The sequence below is a fragment of the Mesonia maritima genome, from assembly GCF_042433895.1.
Classification (GTDB): domain Bacteria; phylum Bacteroidota; class Bacteroidia; order Flavobacteriales; family Flavobacteriaceae; genus Mesonia; species Mesonia maritima.
This window is the reverse complement of sequence record NZ_JBHLUA010000008.1, coordinates 36,298-62,577: the sequence shown is the minus strand read 5'-3', so window position 1 is coordinate 62,577 and position 26,280 is coordinate 36,298. Positions and strand designations below refer to the sequence as shown.

The 26,280-nt window shown below is 32.7% G+C and carries 22 protein-coding genes; 12 read left to right on the top strand and 10 right to left on the bottom strand.

Features of this window, described 5'->3' with window-relative positions:
- Positions 1-104: 104 nt before the first annotated feature.
- Positions 105-2,162, bottom strand: coding sequence for an HD family phosphohydrolase (locus ACFFGL_RS06375; RefSeq protein WP_309730413.1), 2,058 nt, complete (start codon positions 2,160-2,162; stop codon positions 105-107).
- A 112-nt stretch (positions 2,163-2,274) separates the two neighbouring features.
- Between ACFFGL_RS06375 and ACFFGL_RS06370 the strand changes: the two genes are divergently transcribed.
- Both ACFFGL_RS06370 and ACFFGL_RS06365 read left to right on the top strand, forming a co-directional pair.
- Positions 2,275-3,453: an acetyl-CoA C-acyltransferase gene (locus ACFFGL_RS06370; protein ID WP_309730416.1), complete on the top strand. Its 1,179-nt coding sequence runs from the start codon at positions 2,275-2,277 to the stop codon at positions 3,451-3,453.
- A gap of 28 nt (positions 3,454-3,481) precedes the next feature.
- On the top strand, positions 3,482-4,234 hold the full coding sequence (locus ACFFGL_RS06365) for a C40 family peptidase (protein ID WP_309730420.1): 753 nt from the start codon (positions 3,482-3,484) through the stop codon (positions 4,232-4,234).
- 79 nt (positions 4,235-4,313) lie between these two features.
- Here the strand turns inward: ACFFGL_RS06365 and ACFFGL_RS06360 are convergent, their stop codons facing one another.
- Both ACFFGL_RS06360 and gyrA read right to left on the bottom strand, forming a co-directional pair.
- Positions 4,314-5,561 (bottom strand): tetratricopeptide repeat protein, encoded by a 1,248-nt coding sequence (locus ACFFGL_RS06360; protein WP_309730423.1) that lies wholly within the window; start codon positions 5,559-5,561, stop codon positions 4,314-4,316.
- 19 nt (positions 5,562-5,580) lie between these two features.
- The gene (gyrA, locus tag ACFFGL_RS06355; protein WP_309730426.1) at positions 5,581-8,127 is read right to left on the bottom strand and encodes a DNA gyrase subunit A; all 2,547 of its coding nucleotides are present in this window, start codon (positions 8,125-8,127) and stop codon (positions 5,581-5,583) included.
- A 244-nt stretch (positions 8,128-8,371) separates the two neighbouring features.
- Between gyrA and ACFFGL_RS06350 the strand changes: the two genes are divergently transcribed.
- A complete protein-coding gene (locus tag ACFFGL_RS06350) occupies positions 8,372-10,936 on the top strand; it encodes an ATP-dependent Clp protease ATP-binding subunit (RefSeq protein WP_309730428.1) in 2,565 nt (854 codons plus the stop codon).
- Positions 10,937-10,985: 49 nt separating this feature from the next.
- Here the strand turns inward: ACFFGL_RS06350 and ACFFGL_RS06345 are convergent, their stop codons facing one another.
- From ACFFGL_RS06345 to ACFFGL_RS06335, 3 genes are all read right to left on the bottom strand, one after another.
- A complete protein-coding gene (locus ACFFGL_RS06345; protein ID WP_309730431.1) occupies positions 10,986-11,414 on the bottom strand; it encodes a hypothetical protein in 429 nt (142 codons plus the stop codon).
- Between the two features lie 91 nt (positions 11,415-11,505).
- The gene (gene hutH, locus ACFFGL_RS06340; RefSeq protein WP_309730434.1) at positions 11,506-13,020 is read right to left on the bottom strand and encodes a histidine ammonia-lyase; all 1,515 of its coding nucleotides are present in this window, start codon (positions 13,018-13,020) and stop codon (positions 11,506-11,508) included.
- A 68-nt stretch (positions 13,021-13,088) separates the two neighbouring features.
- On the bottom strand, positions 13,089-14,606 hold the full coding sequence (locus ACFFGL_RS06335) for an NAD(P)H-hydrate dehydratase (protein ID WP_309730437.1): 1,518 nt from the start codon (positions 14,604-14,606) through the stop codon (positions 13,089-13,091).
- A 135-nt stretch (positions 14,607-14,741) separates the two neighbouring features.
- On the opposite strand from ACFFGL_RS06335, the gene gcvT reads away from it, so the two are divergent.
- Together gcvT and ACFFGL_RS06325 are read left to right on the top strand one after the other, a co-directional pair.
- Positions 14,742-15,824, top strand: coding sequence for a glycine cleavage system aminomethyltransferase GcvT (gene gcvT, locus ACFFGL_RS06330; protein WP_309730441.1), 1,083 nt, complete (start codon positions 14,742-14,744; stop codon positions 15,822-15,824).
- Between the two features lie 201 nt (positions 15,825-16,025).
- The gene (locus tag ACFFGL_RS06325) at positions 16,026-16,850 is read left to right on the top strand and encodes a sugar nucleotide-binding protein (RefSeq protein ID WP_378928152.1); all 825 of its coding nucleotides are present in this window, start codon (positions 16,026-16,028) and stop codon (positions 16,848-16,850) included.
- An 8-nt stretch (positions 16,851-16,858) separates the two neighbouring features.
- Here ACFFGL_RS06325 and ACFFGL_RS06320 read toward each other — a convergent pair whose 3' ends face one another.
- Positions 16,859-17,734 carry an alpha/beta hydrolase gene (locus ACFFGL_RS06320; protein ID WP_309730444.1) on the bottom strand — a complete coding sequence of 292 codons (876 nt, stop codon included), beginning with the start codon at positions 17,732-17,734 and terminating at the stop codon, positions 16,859-16,861.
- 109 nt (positions 17,735-17,843) lie between these two features.
- Here ACFFGL_RS06320 and ACFFGL_RS06315 point away from each other — a divergent pair, with 109 nt between their 5' ends.
- The 4 genes from ACFFGL_RS06315 (at position 17,844) to ACFFGL_RS06300 (ending at position 22,120) form a co-directional block, all read left to right on the top strand.
- The gene (locus tag ACFFGL_RS06315) at positions 17,844-18,131 is read left to right on the top strand and encodes a 4a-hydroxytetrahydrobiopterin dehydratase (protein ID WP_309730445.1); all 288 of its coding nucleotides are present in this window, start codon (positions 17,844-17,846) and stop codon (positions 18,129-18,131) included.
- 248 nt (positions 18,132-18,379) lie between these two features.
- A complete protein-coding gene (locus tag ACFFGL_RS06310) occupies positions 18,380-20,329 on the top strand; it encodes a carboxy terminal-processing peptidase (protein ID WP_378928135.1) in 1,950 nt (649 codons plus the stop codon).
- 2 nt (positions 20,330-20,331) lie between these two features.
- Positions 20,332-21,366, top strand: a complete 1,035-nt coding sequence (locus ACFFGL_RS06305; protein WP_309730450.1) for an LIC11966 family surface protein — start codon at positions 20,332-20,334, stop codon at positions 21,364-21,366.
- Positions 21,367-21,409: 43 nt separating this feature from the next.
- A complete protein-coding gene (locus ACFFGL_RS06300) occupies positions 21,410-22,120 on the top strand; it encodes a YebC/PmpR family DNA-binding transcriptional regulator (RefSeq protein ID WP_309730453.1) in 711 nt (236 codons plus the stop codon).
- An 80-nt stretch (positions 22,121-22,200) separates the two neighbouring features.
- On the opposite strand, the gene ACFFGL_RS06295 is transcribed toward ACFFGL_RS06300, so the two are convergent.
- A complete protein-coding gene (locus ACFFGL_RS06295) occupies positions 22,201-22,680 on the bottom strand; it encodes an Lrp/AsnC family transcriptional regulator (RefSeq protein WP_309730455.1) in 480 nt (159 codons plus the stop codon).
- An 83-nt stretch (positions 22,681-22,763) separates the two neighbouring features.
- The gene (locus tag ACFFGL_RS06290) at positions 22,764-23,927 is read right to left on the bottom strand and encodes a M14 family zinc carboxypeptidase (protein ID WP_309730457.1); all 1,164 of its coding nucleotides are present in this window, start codon (positions 23,925-23,927) and stop codon (positions 22,764-22,766) included.
- Positions 23,928-24,205: 278 nt separating this feature from the next.
- On the opposite strand from ACFFGL_RS06290, the gene ACFFGL_RS06285 reads away from it, so the two are divergent.
- The 3 genes from ACFFGL_RS06285 to ACFFGL_RS06275 are packed head-to-tail and all read left to right on the top strand — an operon-like array spanning position 24,206 to position 25,836.
- Positions 24,206-24,610, top strand: coding sequence for a helix-turn-helix domain-containing protein (locus tag ACFFGL_RS06285; protein ID WP_309730458.1), 405 nt, complete (start codon positions 24,206-24,208; stop codon positions 24,608-24,610).
- A gap of 21 nt (positions 24,611-24,631) precedes the next feature.
- Positions 24,632-25,003, top strand: coding sequence for a DNA topoisomerase IV (locus tag ACFFGL_RS06280; protein ID WP_309730460.1), 372 nt, complete (start codon positions 24,632-24,634; stop codon positions 25,001-25,003).
- A complete protein-coding gene (locus ACFFGL_RS06275; RefSeq protein WP_309730461.1) occupies positions 25,003-25,836 on the top strand; it encodes a TerC family protein in 834 nt (277 codons plus the stop codon). Before ACFFGL_RS06280 ends, ACFFGL_RS06275 begins: the two co-directional genes overlap by 1 nt.
- Here the strand turns inward: ACFFGL_RS06275 and mscL are convergent.
- Positions 25,833-26,279 (bottom strand): large conductance mechanosensitive channel protein MscL, encoded by a 447-nt coding sequence (gene mscL / locus ACFFGL_RS06270; RefSeq protein WP_309730463.1) that lies wholly within the window; start codon positions 26,277-26,279, stop codon positions 25,833-25,835. The two genes, ACFFGL_RS06275 and mscL, sit on opposite strands and share 4 nt — an antisense overlap.
- Position 26,280: the final 1 nt, after the last annotated feature.

Genomic DNA, 26,280 nt, shown 5'->3' with positions numbered 1-26,280 from the left:
ATTTTCAATCGATAATCGAGAATAAGATAATCTAGAGATTGTCTCGATTTAATTTTTTTATTATAAAATAAACGCCTCCTGTTCTTGCGTCTAGATATTTATTATTATTCCGGATATTCAATTCTTAAGTGATAAATATTTTTCAGCTTTCGCTTTAAAACTTTTTTGATAATCTGAATCTCTTTAAACGTAATATTGGCATTTAAAAACTGCCCTTCTTCCATTTGTTTATTGATAATTTTTTCGACGAATTTATCGATCGCGCTTGAAGTTGGCTCTTTTAAACTTTTGCTCGCAGCTTCAACACTGTCGCTCATCATTAAAATGGCCGTTTCTTTACTAAATGGCTCTGGACCGGGATATTTAAAATCTTCTTCGTTTACTTCATTTTCGGTTTCTTTCGCATCTTCTTTCGCTTTTTTATAAAAATAATAGACCAAACTTGTTCCGTGATGCGTTCTTATAAAGTCAATTACGCGATCAGGTAAATTATTTCGTTTGGCAATCTCAATTCCGTGAATTACGTGATTGATAATAATTTCTGCGCTTTCTTTTGGCTCTAATTCATCATGCGGATTTACAGAAGTAGTTTGATTTTCAGTAAAATAGGTCGGATTCGACATTTTTCCGATATCGTGGTAAAGCGCACCAACACGAATCAACATAGAATTTGCGCCGATTTCATTTGCCGCGGCTTCAGCTAAATTTGCCACATTTAAACTATGGTGAAACGTTCCCGGAGCTTTGTTCGATAATTCTTTTAAAAGTTTAGAATTGGTATCTGACAATTCCAAAAGCGACATATCGGAAACCAAACCAAATAATTTTTCATACGCATAAATTAAAGGCTGTACAAAAAGCGTAGCAAAACCGCCTAGTAGAAACATTAAAAAAGTTTCATAATTTATTTTTGCGACATCGCCTTCTTGAATAATAGTAAATGCGAAATACGTAAAAATATAAACGCCGGTAATTTGCCCTACTGAAATGAATAAATTGGCACGTTTATATAATTCTGAAATGGTTAAAATAGTTACGATTCCCGCAATAATTTGCAGAAACATATATTCATAACTATTCGGTACAATAAAACCTAAAATTAAAACCGTTACGACGTGGGTAAATAATCCTAATCGTGCATCAAAAAAGGCCTTGAGTGTAAGTGGAAGAACGCAAATAGGAACTACATAAACGTAATTTACGTTAATTTTCATCACAATAGTGGTTAATAAAACCGTGAGTAAAATATTGAAAAAGATGAAAGTAACTTTCGTGTTATTTTCAAAAATTTCAATTCGGTATTTTCTAATAAAAAGAAACAGCATTAATAAAGCCAGCGAAACCAATAAAACATAACCGAAAACAACTACATAATAACTGGAAGCGGTCCAAATTTTAGACTCGTATTCAGATTTTAATGATTTTAGGATGCTGTATTTATTTCCTTCAACAATTTCACCTTTTGAAATAATACGAACGCCTTGATTTACAATTCCACGCGTGTAAGAAATAGAAGCCAATTTTGACTCTAAATCTTGTTGGGTTAAGGTTTCGTTTAATTTTACGTTTGGCCGAACGGCTTCAAAAAAAAGTTCTTTTAACTGACTTTGATAAGGTTTTAAGTTTGAATTTTTTATCTGTTCTTCTAAGAAATTTCCTAATTCTTCTTGTTTAATGAGCGATTTATAAACGGCTTCTTCAGCTTCATTTCCCTTCTTTAAATAAATGATTTTATTCTCTTTAAACGGATCGATCTCCTGAATTACACCTTTATCATATATTTTATTCAGTGTTAGTTTAGAAAATTTAATTAACCGAACGCCATCGGCATCTAAAACGCTATCGTTAAATACAACTTCAATATTTGTATCTAATTTTTCAGCTGCTTCTTCAGGAATTTCTGTATTTACATTAAAGTATGGTGTATGATTTTGCTGAATTTGTTGGCGTTCTTCTTCAATTTCTTCATCAGATTTTAAAATAGCAAAATCAAAAGGCGCATATAAATTTTCATATTGCCAGGGTTTTCCCTTTGTTATATCATATTTAAATTTACTTCCCTTCGGAAATAAATATACGATTAAAGCAACCGTAATTAAGTATAAGAATATCTTGTAAATTAAAGCTTGATTCTTATAAATGCTATTTATAAAATTTTTCATAGATGTTACTTGACAGTCAAATGTACTAAAAAATACAGGTATCGCTATCTTCGTTCGGATGTTCTTTATAAAATCACTAAATTCGCAAAAAACGATCTAAAAATTAATTAAAATGAATAAAGAAGTTGTAATTGTAAGTGCTGCCAGAACACCAATAGGTAGTTTTTTAGGAAGTCTTTCTACTGTTTCTGCAACCAAATTAGGTTCTACAGCAATAAAAGGCGCTTTAGATAAAATAAACTTGAAACCAGAATTGGTTCAAGAAGTGTTAATGGGAAATGTAGTACAAGCAGGTGTTGGTCAAGCTCCAGCAAGACAAGCAGCTTTAGGCGCTGGAATTCCAGATTCTGTTCCGTGTACAACTATAAATAAAGTTTGCGCGAGTGGTATGAAAGCCGTAATTCAAGGTGCACAATCTATATCATTGGGCGATGCTGATATTATTGTTGCCGGCGGAATGGAAAATATGAGTTTAATTCCGCATTATGTTCATATGCGAAAAGGACAAAAATTCGGTCCGATGAAAATGGAAGACGGAATGCAAAAAGATGGTTTGGTAGATGCTTACGACCAGAATGCAATGGGAGTTTGTGCAGATTTATGTGCAAAAGAATATAATTTCTCCAGAGAAGATCAAGATAAATTCGCATTAGAATCTTATAAACGATCGAAAGAAGCTTGGGAAGCCGGTAAATTTAAAGATGAAGTAGTTCCGGTAGAAGTTCCGCAACGAAAAGGAGATCCTAAAATCTTTGCTGAAGACGAAGAGTTTAAAAATATTAAAATGGAAAAAGTTACCTCTTTACGTCCTGCATTTAGTAAAGACGGAACGGTAACTGCTGCAAATGCTTCAACTATAAATGATGGCGCCGGCGCGGTAATTTTAATGAGCAAAGAAAAAGCCGAAGAATTAGGCTTAAAACCTTTAGCTACTATTAAAAGTTATGCAGATGCTGCACAAGAACCAAAATGGTTTACCATCGCTCCAGCAAAAGCGCTTCCAAAAGCGATTGATAAAGCCGGAATAAAATTAGATGATGTAGATTATTTTGAATTTAACGAAGCATTTTCGGTTGTTGGTTTAGCAAATATGAAAATATTAGGATTAAATGATTCTAATGTAAATGTTAATGGTGGAGCAGTTTCATTAGGACATCCATTAGGTTGTAGCGGTGTTAGAATTCTAATTACGTTAATGAGTGTTCTTCAACAAAATAACGGAAAAATTGGAGCCGCAGCAATTTGTAACGGTGGCGGTGGAGCTTCCGCAATGGTAATTGAAAGAAACTAATTAATACATCACTTTTAGGTAATTATAAATGCAATACGGAATTTGCTCCCTGAATATTGTACCGGTTCGGTTAGAACCAGCCGATACAAGCGAAATGGTTACGCAATTATTATATGGCGATCATTTTAAAGTTTTAGAAGAACGAAAAAAATGGAGTAGAATCCGTATTGCATTCGATAATTATGAAGGTTGGGTTGATAATAAACAGTTTATTAAATTAACAGAAGAAATTTATACAGAATACAATAAAGAAAAACCTATATTATCTTCCGATTTAATTGAATTTATAACTCATCGCGAAACTAAAAGCCTCACTCCTATTTCTATTGGTGCAAACCTAAATGCGCTTCCATTGTTAAATCAGATTTTTGATGGCAATCGAATTTCAGGAAAAAAGCCTAAAAATTCTTTGCTAAAAACAGCTTACCTGTATTTAAACGCTCCATATTTATGGGGAGGAAAAACACCTTTTGGAATTGATTGTAGCGGTTTTACCCAAATGGTATATAAATTAAATGGCTATTCCCTTTTTAGAGATGCTTCTGAACAAGCAAAACAAGGCGAACCCTTAAGTTTTATTGAAGAAAGTGAAACGGGCGATTTAGCTTTTTTTGATAATGCTGAAGGAAATATTATTCACGTCGGAATTATTATGACCGATAATTATATAATTCACGCACACGGAAAAGTTCGCATAGATCGAATTGACCACAGCGGAATTTTTAATGTAGAAACCAAACAATATTCTCATAATTTACGTGTAATCAAAAAAATTATCTAATAATTAAATTAGACATTAAAAAAAGCCTACTAAAATTTAGTAGGCTTTTTTTAATGTCTAATTTTTTTCTTTGAAAAACTTATTCCGCTAATTTTTGTTTTAATTCTTTAGCTTTTTGTTCTTCACCTAACTGTGAATAAATATTCATAAGAGTACGAATAGTTTCTGTATTGCTTGGGTCGTTTTCCATTCCTTTTTTAAGGTAAGGAACCGCTTCTCGGTAAAGCTCCTTTTTTTCTTCAACTAATTCATCATAACGCTTATTATCTGCTTTAGACATTCCTAAGCTATTCATTTCATCAACAATCTTTCTCTCGTCTTCTAAAATTAAAGTTGATAAATTAATATAAGCATTAGTCATTTTAGGATCTAATTCTATGGCTTTTTTATAGTATTTAATCGCCTTATCCTTTTTTCCGCTTTGAGCTGAAGTAACTCCCAGATTATAAAATAAAGTCGGATTCGTAGGATCTTTCTCGATTATCTTTTCTATTACTTTACTGTATTCTTCAGTTTCTCCCATTTTAAGGTAAACATCAGATTCAACTAACATAAGAGAAACATCCTCCGGATTTTCTTGGCGAACTTCCTTAATTGCTTCTAACGCCTTTTCAGGTTCGTCATTTTGTAAATGAATTAAAGCGATATTTTTAATTATTTCTGCTCTTTTAGAATCCGTTTTTACTTTATCAGGCTTTATGTAATCTCCAGATTTAATGAATAAATCACGTTCACTTTCGCTATCAAATCTCTCTACTTCACCTGTACTTTTATTTACAGCTGTATATTTATACCCTTGCCCGGTGTATCCTAAATCATCAAGTTGAGTATAAAGTTTTAAAGCTTTTGGATAATTTTTACCGTTAACCGCACTTGAAGCTGCATAAAAAAGGTACAGCGTATCTTGAGTATTTATTTGATAGGCTGCATACAACTTATCTGCTGCTACATCAAATTTAGACTGTTTTTGATCGTTTATAGCTGTATTGATAAGTTTATTACGAACTTCTGTTAATCCTTTTTTACCTTCATCTTCTTCACCAAATTCAATAGCTTTTCGATAAGCTTCTCCGGCTTGCTCTAAATTTTCGACAGTAGGAATAGCGTTTAAAGGTCCGAAATAAGCTTTCCCTTTAGCTAAATAATAATCTGCTTTAATTCTATCTTTTTCTGAAGCTACTTGTCCTTCTACTGAAGATAATATTTTTTTCGCTTCTTGATAGTTTCCATCTTCCATCGCATCTTCTGCGTCTCTAATTTCACGTTTTTGTGCAAAAGCCACCACTCCTACAAGAGATAAAGAAATGGCTAAAATTGTCTTTTTCATTTTGTTTGGTTTTTGAGGTCTATTCTTCTTCGTTGGTAGATTCTGGTTCAATAGTTGTGCCATTTTCAGTTGTTTCTTCATCAAGCAAAGTTTCATCTTCATCGCCTTCATTGGCAATTTTAGCTACCGCAGCAATAGAATCGTTTCCTTTTAAGTTAATAAGACGAACTCCTTGTGTAGCTCGACCCATAACCCGTAAATCTTCTACAGCAATTCTAATCGCAATTCCCGATTTATTGATAATCATTAAATCATCTGAATCGGTTACACTTTTTATGGTAACTAATTCTCCTGTTTTTTCAGTAATAGAAATGGTTTTTACTCCTTTTCCGCCTCGGTTCGTGATTCGGTAAATTTCTTCTCCATTTTCAGGATCATTAATAAAGGTTCGCTTACCGTAACCATTTTCTGAAACTACTAAAACGGTTTCTTCTTCAGGATTTTCTACAGCAATCATACCAACCACTTCATCATTATCGTGGGCAAGTCTAATTCCTCTAACACCGGAAGCATTTCTTCCCATCGGTCGAGTTTTCGCTTCTTCAAAACGAATAGCTTTACCTGATTTTAAGGCTAACATAACTTGACTTTCACCCGTAGTTAATTTAGCCGAAAGTAATTCGTCTCCTTCTTTAATGGTTATCGCGTTAATTCCATTTGTACGTGGACGAGAATATTGTTCAAGGGAAGTTTTCTTTACTTGCCCTTTTTTAGTAGCCATAATTACATAATGGCTATTAATGTATTCTTCATCTTTAAGATCTTCGGTACAAATAAAGGCTTTTACTTTATCGTTCGGGTCGATATTTATAAGGTTTTGAATAGCTCGACCTTTCGACGATTTACTTCCTTCTGGAATTTCATAAACACGCATCCAGAAACATTTTCCGTCTTGTGTGAAGAAAATCATATATTGGTGATTTGTACCTACGAATAAATATTCTAAGAAGTCTTCATTTCTTGTAGTTGAAGCTTTAGAACCAACGCCTCCTCTATTTTGCTTTTTATATTCAGTAAGCGGTGTACGTTTAATATAACCTGCGTGAGAAATAGAAATAACTACTTGCTCATCTGGAATCATATCTTCGATACTTAAATCGCCACCTGCAAAATTAATGGTCGATCTTCGTTCATCTCCATACTTTTCTTTAATTTCGAGCAATTCATCTTTAATGATTTGCATTCTTCTTTCTTTACTGGCAAGAATATCTTTTAAATCTTCAATGGTTTTCATTAAATCTTCATATTCTGCTCGTAACTTATCTTGCTCTAAACCGGTTAATTGACGTAAGCGCATTTCAACAATGGCTTTTGCTTGAATTTCGGTTAATTCAAACCTATCAATTAATTTTTGGCGTGCTTCATCTGCATTACTAGATGCTCTAATTAAAGCAATAACTTCATCTATATTGTCTGAAGCAATAATTAAACCTTCTAAAATATGAGCGCGATCTTGCGCCTTTTTTAATTCGAATTCTGTTCTACGAACAACAACTTCGTGACGGTGTTCTACAAAATATTGAATCATATCTTTCAGATTCAACATTTCTGGTCGTCCTTTTACTAAAGCAATATTATTTACGCTGAAAGAAGATTGAAGTGCGGTATGTTTATAAAGTGTATTAAGAACAATATTTGGTATTGCGTCTCTTTTTAAAATATAAACGATTCGCATTCCGTTTCTGTCGGATTCATCACGAATGTTAGAAATTCCTTCAATTTTCTTATCATTTATTAAATCGGCAGTTTTTTTAATCATATCTGCCTTATTCACTTGATAAGGAATTTCAGTAACTACAATACATTCTTTTCCTTTTACTTCTTCAACTGAAGCTTTAGCTCGCATTACTACTCGACCTCGACCAGTTTTAAAAGCTTCACGTACGCCATCGTAACCATAAATAATTCCTCCAGTAGGGAAATCGGGAGCTTTTACGTGCTCAATTAATTCATCAATTTCTATATCATGATTATCAATATAAGCTACCGTACCATCAACCACTTCAGATAAATTGTGTGGAGGCATATTGGTTGCCATTCCTACCGCAATTCCACTTGCGCCATTTACCAATAAATTTGGAACTCGGGTTGGTAAAACGGTAGGCTCTTTTAAAGTATCGTCAAAATTTAAGGAATGATCTACGGTGTCTTTATCGATATCAGCAAGCATATCTTCACTAATCTTCCGCATTCTTGCTTCGGTATAACGCATCGCAGCAGGACTATCACCATCTACAGAACCAAAGTTTCCTTGCCCATCTACCAACATATAGCGTAAACTCCATTCTTGAGCCATTCGTACCATAGTATCATAAACAGAAGTATCTCCGTGAGGGTGATATTTACCTAAAACTTCCCCTACAATTCTGGCGGATTTTTTATAAGCACGATTAGAAAGTACGCCTAATTCGTACATTCCGAATAATACTCTACGGTGAACAGGTTTTAAACCATCACGCACATCTGGCAGAGCACGTGACACAATGACTGACATCGAATAATCGATGTAAGCCGATTTCATTTCGTCTTCTATATTTATGGGAATTAACTTTTCTCCTTCCGACATAAAACTTGATTTAGTTAATTTAATTTTCTAACGTGGCAATTTACGGATTTTCTTCTTTATTCATAAGCCGTTAATAGAGATTTGCTTATATTTTATTAACAAATTTTTATTATTGATTCGTTGATAAGTTCGTAGCTTTCTATTTTGAATTTCGCTAATATTTTTGTCAATTAGCTAGGTATAGTATTAAAGGTACAGTTTTTGAAACTTATCTTTATGAATTTAATAAATTGAGGAGATAAAGATGGACGATAATTTTTCACCAAGAGTTAAAGATGTAATTACATATAGTAAAGAAGAAGCATTACGTTTAGGTCACGATTTTATTGGGACTGAACATTTAATTTTAGGACTTATTCGTGATGGAAACGGAAAAGCAATCGATATTTTAGATACATTAAATATAGACCTTGATCATTTAAGAAGAAAGGTTGAAATATTGAGTCCGGCGAATCCTAATCCGAGTTCTCTTTCAAACGAAAAGAAAAATTTACACTTAACCCGCCAAGCAGAAAGAGCTCTAAAAACTACCTTTTTAGAAGCTAAATTATTTCAGAGTTCGCATATTAATACAGCGCATTTGTTGTTATGTATCCTCCGAAATGAAAATGATCCTACTACAAAATTATTAAACAAATTAAAGGTAGATTACGATAACGTAAAAGATGAATTTAAATCGATGATAACCCAAGATAACGATTACTTAAATACTCCAACGTCAGAATCTTTTTCTGATGACGATACAACTTCTGGTGATGCTACTAAAAATAATCCATTTGGTGGAAGCGGAAGTAGCGCTGGAAAAAGCAGCAAAAAATCTAAAACTCCGGTTTTAGATAATTTCGGTAGAGATTTAACCGCGCTAGCAGATGAAGGGAAATTAGATCCTGTTGTAGGCCGAGAAAAAGAAATTGAACGTGTTTCACAAATTTTAAGTAGAAGAAAGAAAAATAATCCACTTTTAATTGGAGAACCTGGTGTAGGTAAAAGTGCTATTGCTGAAGGTTTAGCCTTAAGAATTGTACAACGTAAAGTCTCTCGGATTCTTTTTGATAAACGCGTGGTAACTTTAGATCTTGCAAGTCTAGTTGCCGGAACAAAATACCGCGGGCAGTTTGAAGAGCGTATGAAAGCGGTGATGAATGAATTAGAAAAGAATGACAACATTATCCTCTTTATAGACGAAATTCACACTATTGTTGGCGCTGGCGGTGCAACAGGAAGTTTAGATGCCAGTAATATGTTTAAACCTGCTTTAGCAAGAGGTGAACTGCAATGTATTGGAGCCACAACCTTAGATGAATACAGACAACATATCGAAAAAGACGGTGCGTTAGAAAGAAGATTTCAAAAAGTTATCATTGAACCGACTTCGGTAGATGAAACTATTGAAATTTTAAATAATATTAAGGGTAAATATGAAAATCATCATAACGTAATTTACACGCCTGAAGCGATTAAAGCTTGTGTAAAATTGACCAACCGTTATATGACCGAGCGTTTTTTACCCGATAAAGCGATTGATGCTTTAGATGAAGCGGGTTCTCGAGTTCATATTACGAATATTGAAGTTCCAAAGAAAATAATTGATTTAGAACGAAAGTTGGAAGAAGTTCGTGAAACCAAAAATTCTGTAGTTAAAAAGCAGAAATACGAGGAAGCGGCGAAACTTCGTGATGATGAAAAAAATCTTGAAAAAGAATTAGAAATTGCTCAGGAAAAATGGGAAGAAGATTCAAAACAACATAAAGAAACTGTAGATGAAGACAGCGTTGCCGATGTTGTTTCAATGATGACGGGAATTCCTGTAAATAGAATTGCGCAAACTGAAAGCAATAAACTCTCAGAATTACCGCAGAAAATTAAAGGTAAAGTCATTGGGCAAGATGATGCGGTAAATAAAGTTGTAAAAGCTATTCAGCGTAACCGTGCAGGATTAAAAGATCCCGATAAACCAATCGGCTCATTTATATTTTTAGGTCAAACTGGTGTTGGAAAAACACAACTTGCTAAAATTTTAGCGAAAGAAATGTTTGATAATGAAGATACACTCATAAGAATCGATATGAGTGAGTATATGGAGAAATTTGCGGTTTCTCGGTTAATTGGAGCGCCTCCGGGTTATGTTGGTTATGAAGAAGGCGGACAATTAACCGAAAAAGTGAGACGCAAACCTTACGCGGTAATTTTACTTGATGAAGTTGAAAAAGCGCATCCAGACGTTTTTAATATGTTACTTCAAGTATTAGATGACGGTTATTTAACCGATAGTTTAGGTAGAAAGATCGATTTTAGAAACACCATAATTATTATGACTTCTAATATTGGAGCTCGTAAATTAAAAGATTTTGGTCAAGGAGTTGGTTTTGGTACCAAAGCGCGAGAAGAACAACTCGATGCGCACAACAAAGGCGTAATTGAAAATGCTTTAAAGAAAACTTTTGCGCCTGAATTTTTAAATAGAATCGATGATGTTGTAATTTTCAATAAATTAGAAAGAAAAGATATCCACAAAATTATTGATATTGAATTAGCAAAACTATTCGTTCGTATTGAAGATTTAGGATATAAATTAGAATTAACCGATGAAGCTAAAGATTTTATTTCAGATAAAGGATTCGATCAACAATATGGTGCGCGGCCTTTAAAAAGAGCCATTCAAAAATATATTGAAGATATGCTTGCTGAAAAAATCATCACGGCAAAATTAAATGAAGGTGATAAAGTTTTGATGGATCTTGATAAAGATAAGAATGAATTAAAAATTGAAATTCAAAAACAAGAACCCAAAGAAACCGAATCTGAATAATTTCAAAAGTTTAAAAAATAAAAAGCCGCTAAAATTTAGCGGCTTTTTTTTAGTCGAACTTATACCGAATTCCAAAAAAACCAGTTAAAAAAGCATCATCGTAGTCAAAAATATAAGCAGGTTGTAATTCAATATGAATTAAAAAATTGCTTAAACTTTCAATGGGAGAAAATCGTAAACCGATTGGCGCTATTATTCCATTTAAATTATTGGCAATTGCACCAATTCCAACATAAGTTTGGTATTTCTCTTTTCTAATAAAATTATAATTTAAAACCGCTTCAGCAGTGGTATTGGTGATAGAGGGCCCGGAATAGACACGAATTTCACCCCATAATTTTTCATTGAAATCATACCCAATTCCAATTTTAGAGTCTGCATCATTTCCATAAAAAGAAGCGCTAAGTTGAGCGTTTACATCTGTAAGACTGAACAATACAATGAGCGTGAAAATCATTTTCAACGTAATTTTCTTCATAAAAGATTTGCTTTAAAAGTTAGTTGTTATTACACGCCCAAGTTATCACAAATCTTTTTAATGAAAAAAATATTTTAGAGAAGCTGAATTCTTAAGAACAAAAAACCAACTCTTTATCTACAGAAAATTGATCTAAAAATAAAACCGCTTTTTCCATTTCTTCAGCCATAACTTTATCTTGTTTTACCAACGGAACTTCCGTTCTAAAACTAGAAACTAATTGCATTATAAATGGAGAAGACTGTAAAGGTTCACGATAATATAAGGCTTGTGAAGCGTTAAATAATTCAATTGCTAAAACAGTTTTTAAATTTTTTACCACTTTAACCAATTTTGTAGCTGAATTTGCGCCCATACTTACGTGATCTTCTTGCCCGTTTGAAGAAACAATAGAATCGATACTCGCTGGAGTACATAATTGCTTATTCTGACTTACAATACTCGCCGCGGTATATTGCGGAATCATAAATCCGTTATTTAATCCCGGATCGTCTACTAAAAACATTGGTAAATCGCGTAATCCAGAAACCAATTGATAAACGCGACGTTCAGAAATGTTGGCTAATTCCGCTAGCGCCATCGCCAAATAATCCATCGCTAAAGCTAAAGGTTGACCATGAAAGTTTCCACCGGAAATTATTTTATCTTCTTCAGCAAAAATATTTGGGTTATCGGTTACACTATTAATTTCAGTTTTTACCGTTTGATGCACAAAACGCAAGGTGTCTTTGCTCGCGCCGTGAACCTGCGGAATACATCTGAATGAGTAAGGATCTTGAACACTTTCTTTTTCTTTCGAAGCAATTTCGCTTCCGTCTAATAAATCTAAAATTCGTTGTGCGGTTTTAATTTGTCCGCGATGTGGTCTAATTTCATGAATTAACGGATCAAATGGAGAAAGATTGCAATCGAATCCTTCAATAGAAACACAACTAATGGCATCAGCGAGGTATGATAATTTATAAGCTTCAATTAATGAATAAACCGCGTGAGCGCTCATAAATTGCGTTCCGTTTAATAAAGCTAATCCTTCTTTTGAATGTAATTTTAACGGTTTCCAATTAAACTTTTCAAGAATTTCTTTTCCGCTAACAATTTCATCTTTATAATAAACTTCTCCTCTACCTAAAAGCGGCAATGAAAGATGTGCCAACGGAGCTAAATCGCCCGATGCGCCCAAGGAACCTTGTTCGTAAATTACTGGTAAAATTCCTTCATTATAAAAATCGATTAATCGCAAAACCACTTCTTGCGTAATACCTGAATGTCCGTAACTTAACGACTGTATTTTCAACAATAACATTAAGCGAATAATGGTTTTATCTACTTTATCTCCAGTTCCACAAGCGTGAGAAATCACTAGGTTTTCTTGAAGCTGAACTAAATTTTCTTTTGAAATTTTCACATTACATAATGAACCAAATCCGGTGTTAATTCCGTAAAAAGGTTCTTCTGAAGATTCCATTTTTTTGTCGAGATAATTCCTGGCTTTTTCGATATTTACCTTTGCTTCATCGCTTAAGGCTAATTTTTTATTGGTTTCTAAAATTTCTTGAATGCTTGCTATGTCTAAAATTTCACGACTTATATAATGGAATTCTTGCATAATTTTGGGTTGTTTTTTGCGGCTTCAAAAGTGGAAATTACCTACCTATTTTCCAAATGAATTGTGCGTTAGTTTCGTTTTAATTTTAACAAGTGTTTAAATGCTTTCCCTAGGTGCGTTATTATTTCTCCGGCTATTAACGATTCTTCACTTTCATCTGTTAATGCTAAATCTCCGGCTTTACCGTGAAGATAAACTCCTAAAACAGCTGCAATCGCAGAATCGTAATTTTGCGCGAGCAAACCGCTAATAATTCCCGATAAAACATCGCCGCTTCCCGCGGTTGCCATTCCTGCATTTCCGGTAGTATTTACATATAAGGTTTCTTCAGCAATTGTTATCGTGTAAGCGCCTTTTATTACTAAAACTATTTTGCGCTTTTTTGAAAATTCTTTCGCTTTCTTTAATTTATCGAAATCGTTTTTCCATTTGCCAATTAAGCGTTCTAATTCTTTAGGATGTGGAGTTAACACACTTTTCTGCGGAATATTTTTCAGTAATTCTTTATTTTCTGAAAGAATATTTAGCCCGTCGGCATCGATTAAAAGTGGTTTTTTCTGAGAACTTAAAACTTCTTTTAAAAAGTTGACCGTTTTTTCTTCGGTTCCTAAACCTGGACCAATACAAATTGTTTCCGCAGGAATTAAAAGTTCGGCATTTTCCAAGTGTTTTTCATTTTCATCGGTAATTGCCATCGCTTCGGGAATTGCAGTTTGAAAAATAGAATACCCACATTTTGGGATAATTCCGGTAACTTTTCCTGCACCGATTTTTAAAGCGGCTTTTCCGGCTAAAACGATACTTCCCATTTTTCCGTAACTACCACCAATTACTAACGAATGACCGTAAGTTCCTTTATGCGAAAATTTTGATCTTGTTTTATAAAGTGTTTTGGCTTCTTCCCTACTTATTAAAAACATATTGGTTTTTGCTTTCGCGATAAAATCTTTATCTAAACCAATATCGAGCACCTCAAATTTGCCTACAAATTCTGCGGTTTCAGGTAAGAAAAATACGAGTTTATGAACTTGAAAAGTTAAGGTATAATTGGCTTTTATAATAGCTTCCTTATCTTCAGGAATATCATCTAAATACAATCCAGAAGGTACATCTACCGATAAAATAAAAGCATTCGATTTATTTAAATGAATAATTAAATCGCGTAACCAGCCTTCTGCAGGACGATTTAAACCAATACCAAAAATAGCATCTATAATTACATCGTCTGGACTTATTTCTGGAAATGAATCATCTTCATCAATAACATTTGGCCAAAGTTTCTGTTGCTTAAGCCGGTCGAGATTGGTTAAAAAATCTTTCGATCTGTTTTTGCTAAAATCTACTATATAAGCAGCAACATTATAATCAGTTTCATGAAGCTTTCGTGCTAATGCAAGTCCATCGCCACCATTATTTCCAATTCCGCAGAAAATATGAAGTTTAGCTTTTTTATTTTTCAAATTTCTATTTAACCAATTAAAGAGCTGTTCTGCGGCACGTTCCATTAATTGGTCGCTAGTTATTTCTTGATTTTTTATAGTGGTTTCATCTGCTTTATAAATATGATCTTTATCGAAAATCTTCATCCTTTTTTTAAGATTAAAGATACAGAAGAATTCTAAAAGCAAATGTTATAAAAAAATCAAAACTGCTTATTTAGCAATATTCCTTTATTACTCTTTAAATTTTGAATAATTTTGCACGACTTTAAAAATCAAACTATGAAAAATACAGCGCTTACACATATTCATGAAGAATTAGGAGCTAAAATGGTTCCGTTTGCCGGTTACAACATGCCTGTTTCTTACGATGGAGTAAATGTAGAACACGAAAACGTTAGAAAAAACCTAGGTGTTTTTGATGTTTCGCATATGGGTGAATTTTTAATTTCCGGTCCAAATTCGCTAGAACTTATTCAAAAAATCACAACAAACGATGCTTCTAAATTAGTCGATGGAAAAGCGCAATATACGTGCATGCCTAATGATAAAGGTGGAATTGTAGACGATTTAATTATTTACCGATTAAATGAAGAAAAATATTTATTAGTGGTAAATGCTTCTAACATCGATAAAGATTGGAATTGGATTTCTGAACAAAACACAATGGGCGCCGATATTAAAGACCTTTCAGAAAATTATGCGTTATTAGCTATTCAGGGTCCAAAAGCGGTTGAAGCAATGCAAAGCCTTACTGAAGTAGATCTTTCAGCTATAAAATTCTACAACTTCGAAATCGGAAAATTTGCCGATGCTGAAAAAGTAATTATCTCAGCAACAGGTTATACCGGAAGCGGCGGTTTCGAAATTTATTGCAAAACCGAAGATGCCGAAAAAGTTTGGAACAATGTAATGGAAGCCGGTAAAGATTTCGGAATAAAACCTATCGGTTTGGCAGCGAGAGATACTTTACGTTTAGAAATGGGATTTTGTCTTTACGGAAACGATATTGATGAAACCACTTCACCAATTGAAGCTGGTTTAGGCTGGATCACAAAATTCACTAAAGATTTTGTGAATTCAGAAAACTTAAAGAAAGAAAAAGAAGAAGGTCCGAAACGTAAATTGGTCGCTTTTGAATTAACCGAAAAAGGAATCCCGAGAAAAGACTATAAAATTGTAGATGAAAACCAAAACGAAATTGGTTACGTAACTTCTGGAACAATGTCGCCTTCTACAGGAAAAGCGATTGGTTTAGGTTATGTGAAATCTGAATTTAATAAAAGAGGAAATACAATTTATATTCAAATAAGAAAGAAAACTATTCCTGCAACTATTGTAAAACTACCATTTTACAAGGCTTAATTAAGGGACAAACTTTTTTATAAAACTAGTGTTTACAGAAATTTTTCAGCAATTCGTAGGCACTAGTTTTTATTGGCCCCGCCAAAGGGTTTAATACTCCAAGGCTTGCCTCGAATTTAAAAATTTATTTCCAACGAATGCCTCTGCTAGTCCCGAGGTAGTTTACTTTTTCGTCGTTTATATTTAAAAAGGGAAAGACTTATTCAAAAGACAAAAAAAATATTAATTTTAGGCGGAAGTGGTTTTCTAGGAAACGCACTTTACAAAGAGCTTCTACCCTATTTTAACGTCCACGGAACTTATTTTTCGCAAGATTCTTTATTTGAAAAAAATCACCATTTTCATTGTTGGGATTTTGAAACTGAAAATATTGAAATTCTACTTGAAAATTTTAAACCCGATATTGTAATTTCTTGTATACGCGGAAATTTTGAAGCGCAATTAATAGCCCATTTTGAATGTATTCATTATGTAATGAAAGAGAATAAAAAAATTATTTTTCTTTCTTCTACTAATGTTTTTGATGCATTTACAAATTTCCCTTCTTATGAATACGACAAAACTTTGTCGATTAGCGTTTATGGAAGATTTAAAATAAAAATTGAAAACGCGCTTTTACGATTACCAAATCATAATTATGTAATCGCGAGATTACCCATGATTTTTGGCGCGAATTCTCCTCGAGTTGAAGAAATAAAAAAACTTCATCAAGTAAACGAACCGATTGAAGTTTTTCCGAATGTGGTAATAAATGCTACGAGCGTGAGCCATTTCACCCAGCAAATTCATTATATAATTAATCGAAATTTAAATGGTGTTTTTCATTTAGGAAGTAATGATTTAATTCACCATAGCGACTTAATTTTTGAAATTTGCGAAATGCTCGAAATTGACGATCCGCTTTTTAAAAATGTATTCGATTCTAATAACGATCGTTTTTTAGCGGTACTTCCTAGGGATAATCGATTACCTAAAAACCTTCAACTTTCCATTCAAGATGTAGTAAAAAGTACAACAGCGCAATAGTTGAAAATTTACAAATATTCCTCTAAAAAATTCACTAATTTATTTTCTACATCCAGAAACCCTTCAGCATCCCAATCGCCGTGACCAACACCTTCATATAAATAGAATTCATTGTAAATTCCTTCAGCATTTAATTTATTTTCTAATAATGGACCTTGCGTTACTGGAACTAACGGATCTTGATCTCCATAAAACATAATTGTTGGCGGCGCAGAAGCGGTAACTTGATAAACCGGACTTACTTTTTCAAACTCTTCTGGATGTTCTTCATATTCAACATCACCAATTAATATTTGTCTAAACACATCGTAATATGAGCTATTTAAATAATTTTCGTCGGTAAAATCTGTCCGTCCAACAATACTACAAACTGCGTTTGCTTTATTTTCATCATCATAAGCATACGAATATAATAACGCTAAATGTGCTCCAGCACTCACTCCTATAATTCCCATTTCTTCTGAAATTGTGTACTCTTCTCGATTATCTTGTAAGTGTTCAACTAACATTTCCACATCATTAATTTGCATCGGAAATGCTGTGTTTTCATCATCAGGAAATCTGTAATTCATATTTACCACCGCGTATTCAGGAAAATTATCTCGCGCAATGTCCACAATATAATCTACATCTTTTTTATCGCCCGAAACCCAAGCGCCACCGTGAATTAATAGCATAACTTTTGTGTCATTTGCATTTCTATTTGCGGGTAAATAAATATCAGCAACTTGAAGCTCTTGCTTTCCGTAAGGAATATTTTTTAGTTCGTAAGCAGTTTCAGCATCGTATTTAGTTGAAGACGAACCATCATCATCGCTACTGCAACTCGCAAGAATAGAGATAAAAAAAGTTATTGCTATAATTTTTTGAATTTGTTTCTTCATTTCCATAGAAAATAGTGGTCATTATTAATAAACTTAAAGCGAAAAGCGGACCAAATTAAAATAATTCGCTTAAATTTAAATTGAATGTTTGAATTTAAAAAAAATCGATATGAATCCTTTATCTGAAAAAGAAATTTCTAAAAAACTTGAAAAATTAGAAGGTTGGCAATTTCAAGAAAACGCTTTGCAAACCAAATTTGAGTTTGAAAATTTTAAAGAAACTTTTAGTATTATGACTAGAATCGCTTTTGAAGCGGAAGCACAACAACACCATCCTGAATGGACAAATGTTTACAACACGCTAAGTATTTCGTTATCCACGCACGATGCTGGCGGAGTTACCGAAAAAGATTTTAAAATGGCAACCACGATTGAGAAAATTATTGACACCGAATAAATTTAGGAAACTGTAAAATCTAAATTTTTAAGCAATCTTTAAAAAAGCGTTCTGTAATTTAGAAAAACAGAACGCTTTTTTTATATTTAACAACGATTTAAGAAAATTACAGACAACTTATAAATTCTCGGTGAATGGTAAAAAAATTACACTTCTTTTTATTTCTCAATATTTTTCTCTTAAGTTTTTCCTTTACTATACAAGCACAAACGCGCTTTTGTAAAAGAGTTGCGGCGGTTCAAAATATTGTGGAAAGATCGCACTATCAACCCAAACCGTTAACCGATAGTCTTTCAAGTTCGGTATTTAAACTTTTCATTAAAAACTTAGATCCTGACGCTGAGTTTTTTACCCAAGAAAATTATTCAATTTTTAAAGAAGACCGTTTTCAATTAGATGATAATATTAAAAACCATGATTGCGATTTTATTGAAAAATATAATGTTGAATTATTAAAACAGATATTTTTTGTAAAAAATTTTTTGAATGATTTCAATACAGAAAAATTTCAGTATAACAATGCTGAAAAAATTACGCTAAACCCTGAAGCTGTGCCGTTTTCAATTGAAAATAATATAGCTTTAAAAGAGTATTGGCGAAAAAAAATAAAGAAAGAAATTCTTGATGAAATTGTAGAGCAAGACACGATTTTAAGTTCCATTCAAAAAAACTTTAATCGGTTAGAGAAAGAAATAAAACCAAAAATTATTGCCAAAAATCTTTGCCTCTTAAACGAAATAAGCCTAAAAGATGGTAACGTAAAAGAATTTGCGAAAAATAGTTTTTTAAATGCCCTTTTAAAATACCAAGACCCGCATTCTTCTTTTTTCAGCAATTCAGAAAAAGTTGGTTTCGAGCGTTCTATTTCGAGTAATCAAGAATCATTTGGATTTTCTACGGAAAAAAATGATTCAGGAGAAATTGTAGTTCGTTACATCTCGCCTGGAAGTCCTGCTTTTAAACACGCAGATTTCGAAGTGAACGATATTATTAAATCGCTAGAATCGAATGGCGATGTTTTAAAAACCTATTGCGTTTCTGATGAAGATATTCAAGATTTTACCCGAGCTGAAGATCATAAAACAATTCTCTTTACGCTAAAGAAAAAAAATGGAAGAATTCAACAGGTAAAACTTACGCGAACCCTACAAAAAGTTGAAGAAAATTCAATTACCGGTTTTATAGTAGAAAAAGATAAAAAATTCGGTTACATAAAATTGCCAAGTTTTTATACCGATTTAGAATCGCCAAACGGTTTAGGAGTTGCAAACGATGTGGCAAAACAACTTTATAAACTTCAGCAAGAAAATATTGAAGGTTTAATTTTAGATCTTCGTTTTAATGGAGGCGGCGCGATGAAAGAAGCGACAGATTTATCGGGAATGTTCATTAATAAAGGTCCGCTTTCTATTTTAAAATACAATAACGGCGAAACATTTACCATAAAAGATGCCAATCGCGGTAGTTTATTTACCAAACCTATGGTGGTTTTAGTGAATCATTTTTCTGCTTCTGCTTCAGAATTTTTTTCTGCAGCGATGCAAGATTACAATCGCGCGCTAATTGTAGGTACGCCAACGCACGGAAAAGCCAGCGCGCAAGTAATTTTACCCTTAGATGAAACCGATCAAGATTTAGGATTTGTAAAACTTACGGTAGAAAAATTTTATCGCTCTACCGGAAGAAGTCATCAAGGTATTGGCGTTCAACCCGATATTTTACTACCCTCATTATACGATGGATTAAAAACTTCGGAAAAATTTCAAGATTTTGCGCTTAAAGCAGATTCTGCTAAAATAACTTTAAAACCAAGACCTTTGCCAACAATTCCTATTCAGCATTTAAAAAGATTAAGTGAAGAAAGAGTAGCAAATAACAAAGGTTTTCACCTGCTAAAACAAACCAATAAAAATTTAGTAAAAGCTTATTTTGATACTTCAGAAGAAATTTTAACCCCTATTGAAAACTATAATCGAACACAAGAATATAAAGATTTATGGAAACCTTATACCAATTTTAAAAATGAATTTAAAACGAATTTTACAACTAAAAACACGAATTCTACAACCGAAGTTCTTAGTTATTCACCCGATTATAAAACGATGAATGAACAAGTTATAGAAGAAATTTCAAGTGAAATTTATATTGAAGAAGCCTACAACATTTTAACCGATTATATTAATTTACAAAACCATTAACTATGAAAAAAATTACTCTTTCTCTTTTACTTTTTTTGAGCCTTTCCGGCTTTTTATTACAAGCACAAAGTTTCGATTCGGCATCGGCATATTTAGATTTTGTAAGTGCAGAACAACAAGAAATCACAAAAAACATGTGGCGCTATACCAAAGCAATGGCGCACGATAAAAGCGATAGAAATGTAGAACGAAAGCGCCAACAATTAATTAAAAGTGTAGAAAAATCGATCGATAAAATTGAAAAAGCCGATACCTACGAAGGCGAAGAATATAAAAAACAAGTACTCAACAATTTAACGCTATACAAAAATTTACTTCGGCAAGATTATGAAAAAATAATCGATATGAAAGCTGTCGCCGAGCAATCTTACGACAGTATGGAAGCCTATATGAATGCGCAAGAAATGACTAATGAAAAAATGACGGAAGCACAACAACTTTACGAAGAAAATTTTAGAAAATATGCTGAAGCGCACAACATTAATGTTATTGAAGATGAAACCGATCTAGGTAAAAAAATGAAAATTTCGGGAGAGGTTTTCGATTATTACAATAAACTTTATTTAATGTTTTTTAAAGTGAATTTTAATGAAATGTATTTAATGGAAGCCTTAGAAAAAGGCGATGTTGCCGCAATTCAGCAAAACGCAAATGCGCTAAAACAAAGCGCCGAAGAGGGTTTACGTGCAATTGAAGAAACCGAAAAATATAAAAACGATAATTCACTCATAAAAAGCACCGAGAAAGCTTTCAAATTTTATATTGATCAAGTGAACAACACGATTCCGGAAATTACTAGCTTTTTAGTTTTATCTGAAGATTTCGAAAAAATTAAAAAAGCGATCGATGATACACCGCAAAGAAAACGCACCAAAGAGCAAATCGATGCGTATAATAAAAAAGTAAATGAAGTAAATAAAGCCGGAGAAAACTATAATAAAATTAATAACGATTTATATGAAAACCGCCAAGTCGTAATCAATCAGCTAAATAAAACTAATGAAGAATTTTTAGCGCGTCATATACCAAACGATTAACAGTTTTCTTATTTTTGCAATCAGATTTTCTTAGAAACAACACATGGGAAGAGCTTTTGAATTTCGTAAAGCACGAAAAATGAAACGTTGGTCTGCAATGTCTAAAGCATTTACCAGAATTGGTAAAGATATTGTAATGGCTGTTAAAGAAGGAGGTCCAGATCCTGAGGCCAATTCAAAATTACGCGCGGTAATACAAAACGCCAAGAGCGTAAATATGCCTAAAGATAATATTGAACGTGCAATAAAACGCGCTTCAGATAAAAGTTTAGGCGATTATAAAGTAGTGCTGTTTGAAGGTTACGCACCACACGGAATTGCCGTTTTAATTGAAACCGCTACAGATAATAACACCAGAACTGTTGCGAACGTTCGTTCGTATTTTAATAAATGTAACGGAAGTTTAGGAACTTCAGGTTCGGTAGAATTTATGTTCGATCATACTTGTAATTTCAGAATAAAAGCGGAAGGTTTAGATGTAGAAGAACTCGAACTGGAATTTATAGATTTTGGTGTGGAAGAAGTTTTTGAAGATGAAGACGGAATTTTACTCTACGCACCTTTCGAGAGTTTTGGGGCGATTCAAAAAGAATTAGAAGATCGTGAAATTGAAATTCTTTCTTCCGGTTTCGATAGAATTCCAACCGTTACTAAAAAATTAAGTGAAGAAGAAAAAGAAGACGTTGAAAAACTTCTCGAAAAAATTGAAGATGACGATGATGTTCAAAACGTTTATCATACCATGGAAGATTAATTCAAAAATAATTTTCCGTAGATATAAAAAAAGGGAGCTAATTAATTTAGCTCCCTTTTTTATGAATTTATAACAAATTTCTACAATTCCTTAAAAATTGAATGCATTAAACGTTTTTTATCGTTTAAGCTTTCTTCTAACGAAATCATAGTTTCCGTTCTGTAAACACCTTCAATATCATCTAATAAGAAAATAATTTGTTTGGCATGTTCGGTATTTTTTGCTCGAACTTTACAGAAAATATTAAATTTCCCTGTCGTAACGTGTGCTACCGTTACAAAAGGAATTTGATTTATACGTTCTAATACAAATTTTGTTTGCGAAGTTTTCTGTAAAAAAACGCCGACATAAGCGATAAACGCATACCCTAATTTTTTATAGTCTAAGGTTAACGAAGAACCGATTATAATTCCGGCTTCTTCCATTTTTTTTACACGAACGTGAACCGTTCCGGCTGAAATATTTAACTTTTTAGCAATATCTGTAAAAGGAGTTCGCGTATTATCGATTAAAATATCTAAAATTTGATGATCTGTTTCGTCTAATCTAAATTTTGCCATTTTGATAAAAATTCTAATTTGTTCTATTTAATTAAGAAAAAAGCAAAAATAATACAATTTTGTTCAATAATGATTAATCGAAACTAAGAAATTGTTAAATTCATAAAAAAATCTTCATTATTTAAACTGATTTGCTGAATATCAATTCCTAGCTGAATTTCTTCCGAAGAATTTACTCTTACTATTTTTCCTTTACCTTCAAACTCTCGATGTCCGAAAAAATTATGCAACTCCCCTATTTTTTTTACCTGCGGAATAAATTTCAGTTCATTATTAACCAATCGTTCTTGGTATTGAATTGCCAAATCGGTTACTATATTATTTACTTCAACATTTCTAATAATTATATCAAAAAATAATTTTTCATTTTCAGGAATCTGGTCGTAATCCTTTTCAGAATAATTGTTGTACGTTTTATTCACGATGCTTTTTAAAGCTTTGTAAAGGGCTGTAAAAATAAATTTTCGGGTTTCCTCTCGCTGGTAATCTTCTTTAAAATGTCCCGCTTCAAATAAAATAGTTGTCGCATTTTTATACTGAAAATAATCGCCAACGCAGTTTAAATTAAAAGCATCGTCATAACGGCCAACTTGCTGCGGAATTATTTCTTGCAAATGCGTATTCATTTCAGCAATTAATCGCATCGCATTTAAACGATTTTCGTTTATCGAGCGTCTTTCATTAAAAGCCGGAGCTAAAAAGGAAACTGTAGCAGGAGTTTGACGATTTCCCGCGCTAAAAATCGTTCTTTGGTCATGAAGATTAAGACAAAAATCGGGTTCAATTTCTGTAAAAACCTTTCGTAAAATTCTGCTTTCCGGTTGCGATAAATCTAGCGCATCACGATTTAAATCTACTTCATTCGCATTTACGCGCGTATAATTTTTGAGTCCATCAGGATTAAGTACCGGAATAATAGTTAGCGTACAATCTTGCAAAACATCAGTTAGTGAACTTTGAGTTTTTTTATTAGAAATGAATTGTAATAAGTCTAAAACAGATTTTGTAGTGGTCGATTCGTTCCCATGCATTTGCGACCAAAGCAAAATTTTTGTAGGTCCGTTACCAACAGTAATTGAATAAATATTTTTTCCCTGAACCGATTTCCCGATTTCTTGAATCTTAAAAATTGAATCATTTTGAAGGCTTAAACAGTAGTCTTCAATTTCAGGATATGATAAATACCGATTGCTAAATTTCGAGTTTTTTATATCAGTATACGATTGTAAAATTTCAGTTGCTTTCATAGTTTACAAAAGTAAACAATCTTAATTTCACAAATGTAAACAGTTTGAATTTTCAGATTTGTTACTTTTGTAAACACTTATTTAATGTTGAAACTTATCAAACTGGATAATTTCCTATTTCAAATTATTTGTGAATTAATTATTTTATTTTTAGGTATTTAAATTATAACATCTAAAGTTAAAATTTAATATAATAAAAAGAGTTCTATACTTTGTTTTGTAGTTACAAAGCGATGTTTTACATTTGTAAATAGAACAGTAGATTTAATTTGTTTACAATGGTGAATAGTGAAGCGTTTGCAAAACGGCTTGAAAAAATTATCGATTATTATGAGTTTTCCGCGGCTTCTTTTGCCGATAAAATTCAAGTGGGTCGTTCTTCAATTTCACATATTTTATCGGGAAGAAATAAACCGAGTTTAGATTTTGTGTTAAAAATAGTTTCTGCTTTTCCAGAAGTTGAATTGTATTGGTTATTAAACGGAAAAGGTTCTTTCCCGAAAAATGCAGTCCCTTCTCCACCCGAAAAAACTTCTACTGAAAATACCTTAGATTTTTCAGAAAAAAATAAAAAGGAAGATGAGGAATCCGTAAATTTGGTTCATCAAACTTCTGAGAAGAAAGAAATAAAAAAAGTAATTATTTTTTATACCGATGGAAGTTTTGAAGCTTTTGAAAATTAAACACAGATTTCTTAATCGGGTATGAATAAAATAATTTATTTTTTTTGCTTTTTAATAATTGCCTCTTGTTATTCTCCAGAACGCAATTGCGAAAAGTTTAAAACAGGAACTTTTGAATTCGAATCGTATTTAAATGGTGAATTGGTAAAAACCACTTTTGTAAGAAATGATTCCATAGAAATTGATTATTTTAAAAATGAAGCAGATACTTCTGCCATTCGATGGATTAATGATTGTGAATATATTCTTACCAATTTACACCCAAAAAATATGGCGGAAGAAAAACCGCTACATATGAAAATTCTCACCACCGATGGTGACACCTATACGTTTGAATATTCTGTAGTTGGAGAAGAAAAAAAACAACAAGGCACCGCTAAAAAAATTAAGTAATGCTGGAAATTTTCACCTCTCCCGACGCTTGGGTTGCGCTGTTAACCTTAACTTTTCTTGAAATTATTCTCGGGATCGATAATATTGTATTCATTTCAATTACCGCGAATAAATTACCCGAAGTCCAACGAAAAAAAGCGACTAATTGGGGATTGATTTTAGCGATGGTTCAACGAATTATTTTGCTTTTTTTAGTTTCATTTTTGGTAGGCTTAAAAGAGGCGTTTTATCATATTGAAACAAGTTGGATAAGCTTTGGAATTAGCGGACAATCCATTATTCTATTTGCCGGCGGCCTATTTTTACTTTATAAAAGTACGACAGAAATTCACCAGAAAATCGATATGCCGAATGAGGAAGAAAAAGAATTAAAAAATAAAACGATAAAATCGCTTTCTAATGCGCTGCTCCAAATTATGTTAATTGATTTTATTTTCTCGATAGATTCAATTTTAACCGCAATCGGGATGACAAACGGAATTAGCGAAAATCCAGATCACGCTTTATTATTAATGATTATTGCGGTAGTTATTTCAATTTTAATTATGATGGCATTTGCCAATAAAATTCGGGAGTTTATTCAGGAAAATCCTTCAATGCAACTTTTAGCTTTATCATTTCTAATTTTAATTGGCTTTATGCTGGTAACCGAAGCCGCCCATTTAGCTGATGCGGTGGTATTCGATAAAGAAATTGGGGCAATTCCTAAAGGATATCTTTATTTCGCGATCGCTTTTTCGCTCTTAGTGGAATTTTTAAATATGAAATTGAAGAAAAAGACTTCAAAAGAAACTGATAAAAATATAGAACCCAAAACTAAAACCGAGCTTTAATCTTTCTTATTCCGAATAAGTTCATTTTGCTCGCGCATAATTTCTTTCAATTCGCTGAGTAATTCAATATCTTTTGGAGTACTAACCTTTTTGTTTTTAGGATCTTGAGCGCTACTGCGTAATTTATTGGCAATTTTTACTACTAAAAAAACCACCCAAGCCATAATAAGAAAATTAATTAAAACAGTAATTAATTCGCCATATTCTATAGCGACTTGGGGCGTAATTATTTTTTCACCTTCCAGAACAGCTTTTCGTAAAATTATTTTTTTATTCTGAAAATTAATTCCGTTGGTAAGTAGCGATAAAGGCGGAAGCATTACTTTTTTTACCAACACATCGATTACGTTGTTAAATGCCGCGCCAATAATTACACCAACAGCAATATCCATCATATTGCCTTTGATGGCAAATTCTTTAAATTCTTTAAAAATACCAGCCATT

Bases quoted from the DNA above. Each gene is read 5' to 3' on its own strand.
- ACFFGL_RS06375 (WP_309730413.1), bottom strand. From the start codon at position 2,162: ATGAAAAATTTTATAAATAGCATTTATAAGAATCAAGCTTTAATTTAC.
- ACFFGL_RS06370 (WP_309730416.1), top strand. From the start codon at position 2,275: ATGAATAAAGAAGTTGTAATTGTAAGTGCTGCCAGAACACCAATAGGT.
- ACFFGL_RS06365 (WP_309730420.1), top strand. From the start codon at position 3,482: ATGCAATACGGAATTTGCTCCCTGAATATTGTACCGGTTCGGTTAGAA.
- ACFFGL_RS06360 (WP_309730423.1), bottom strand. From the start codon at position 5,561: ATGAAAAAGACAATTTTAGCCATTTCTTTATCTCTTGTAGGAGTGGTG.
- gyrA (WP_309730426.1), bottom strand. From the start codon at position 8,127: ATGTCGGAAGGAGAAAAGTTAATTCCCATAAATATAGAAGACGAAATG.
- ACFFGL_RS06350 (WP_309730428.1), top strand. From the start codon at position 8,372: ATGGACGATAATTTTTCACCAAGAGTTAAAGATGTAATTACATATAGT.
- ACFFGL_RS06345 (WP_309730431.1), bottom strand. From the start codon at position 11,414: ATGAAGAAAATTACGTTGAAAATGATTTTCACGCTCATTGTATTGTTC.
- hutH (WP_309730434.1), bottom strand. From the start codon at position 13,020: ATGCAAGAATTCCATTATATAAGTCGTGAAATTTTAGACATAGCAAGC.
- ACFFGL_RS06335 (WP_309730437.1), bottom strand. From the start codon at position 14,606: ATGAAGATTTTCGATAAAGATCATATTTATAAAGCAGATGAAACCACT.
- gcvT (WP_309730441.1), top strand. From the start codon at position 14,742: ATGAAAAATACAGCGCTTACACATATTCATGAAGAATTAGGAGCTAAA.
- ACFFGL_RS06320 (WP_309730444.1), bottom strand. From the start codon at position 17,734: ATGAAGAAACAAATTCAAAAAATTATAGCAATAACTTTTTTTATCTCT.
- ACFFGL_RS06315 (WP_309730445.1), top strand. From the start codon at position 17,844: ATGAATCCTTTATCTGAAAAAGAAATTTCTAAAAAACTTGAAAAATTA.
- ACFFGL_RS06305 (WP_309730450.1), top strand. From the start codon at position 20,332: ATGAAAAAAATTACTCTTTCTCTTTTACTTTTTTTGAGCCTTTCCGGC.
- ACFFGL_RS06300 (WP_309730453.1), top strand. From the start codon at position 21,410: ATGGGAAGAGCTTTTGAATTTCGTAAAGCACGAAAAATGAAACGTTGG.
- ACFFGL_RS06295 (WP_309730455.1), bottom strand. From the start codon at position 22,680: ATGGCAAAATTTAGATTAGACGAAACAGATCATCAAATTTTAGATATT.
- ACFFGL_RS06290 (WP_309730457.1), bottom strand. From the start codon at position 23,927: ATGAAAGCAACTGAAATTTTACAATCGTATACTGATATAAAAAACTCG.
- ACFFGL_RS06285 (WP_309730458.1), top strand. From the start codon at position 24,206: ATGGTGAATAGTGAAGCGTTTGCAAAACGGCTTGAAAAAATTATCGAT.
- ACFFGL_RS06280 (WP_309730460.1), top strand. From the start codon at position 24,632: ATGAATAAAATAATTTATTTTTTTTGCTTTTTAATAATTGCCTCTTGT.
- ACFFGL_RS06275 (WP_309730461.1), top strand. From the start codon at position 25,003: ATGCTGGAAATTTTCACCTCTCCCGACGCTTGGGTTGCGCTGTTAACC.
- mscL (WP_309730463.1), bottom strand. From the start codon at position 26,279: ATGGCTGGTATTTTTAAAGAATTTAAAGAATTTGCCATCAAAGGCAAT.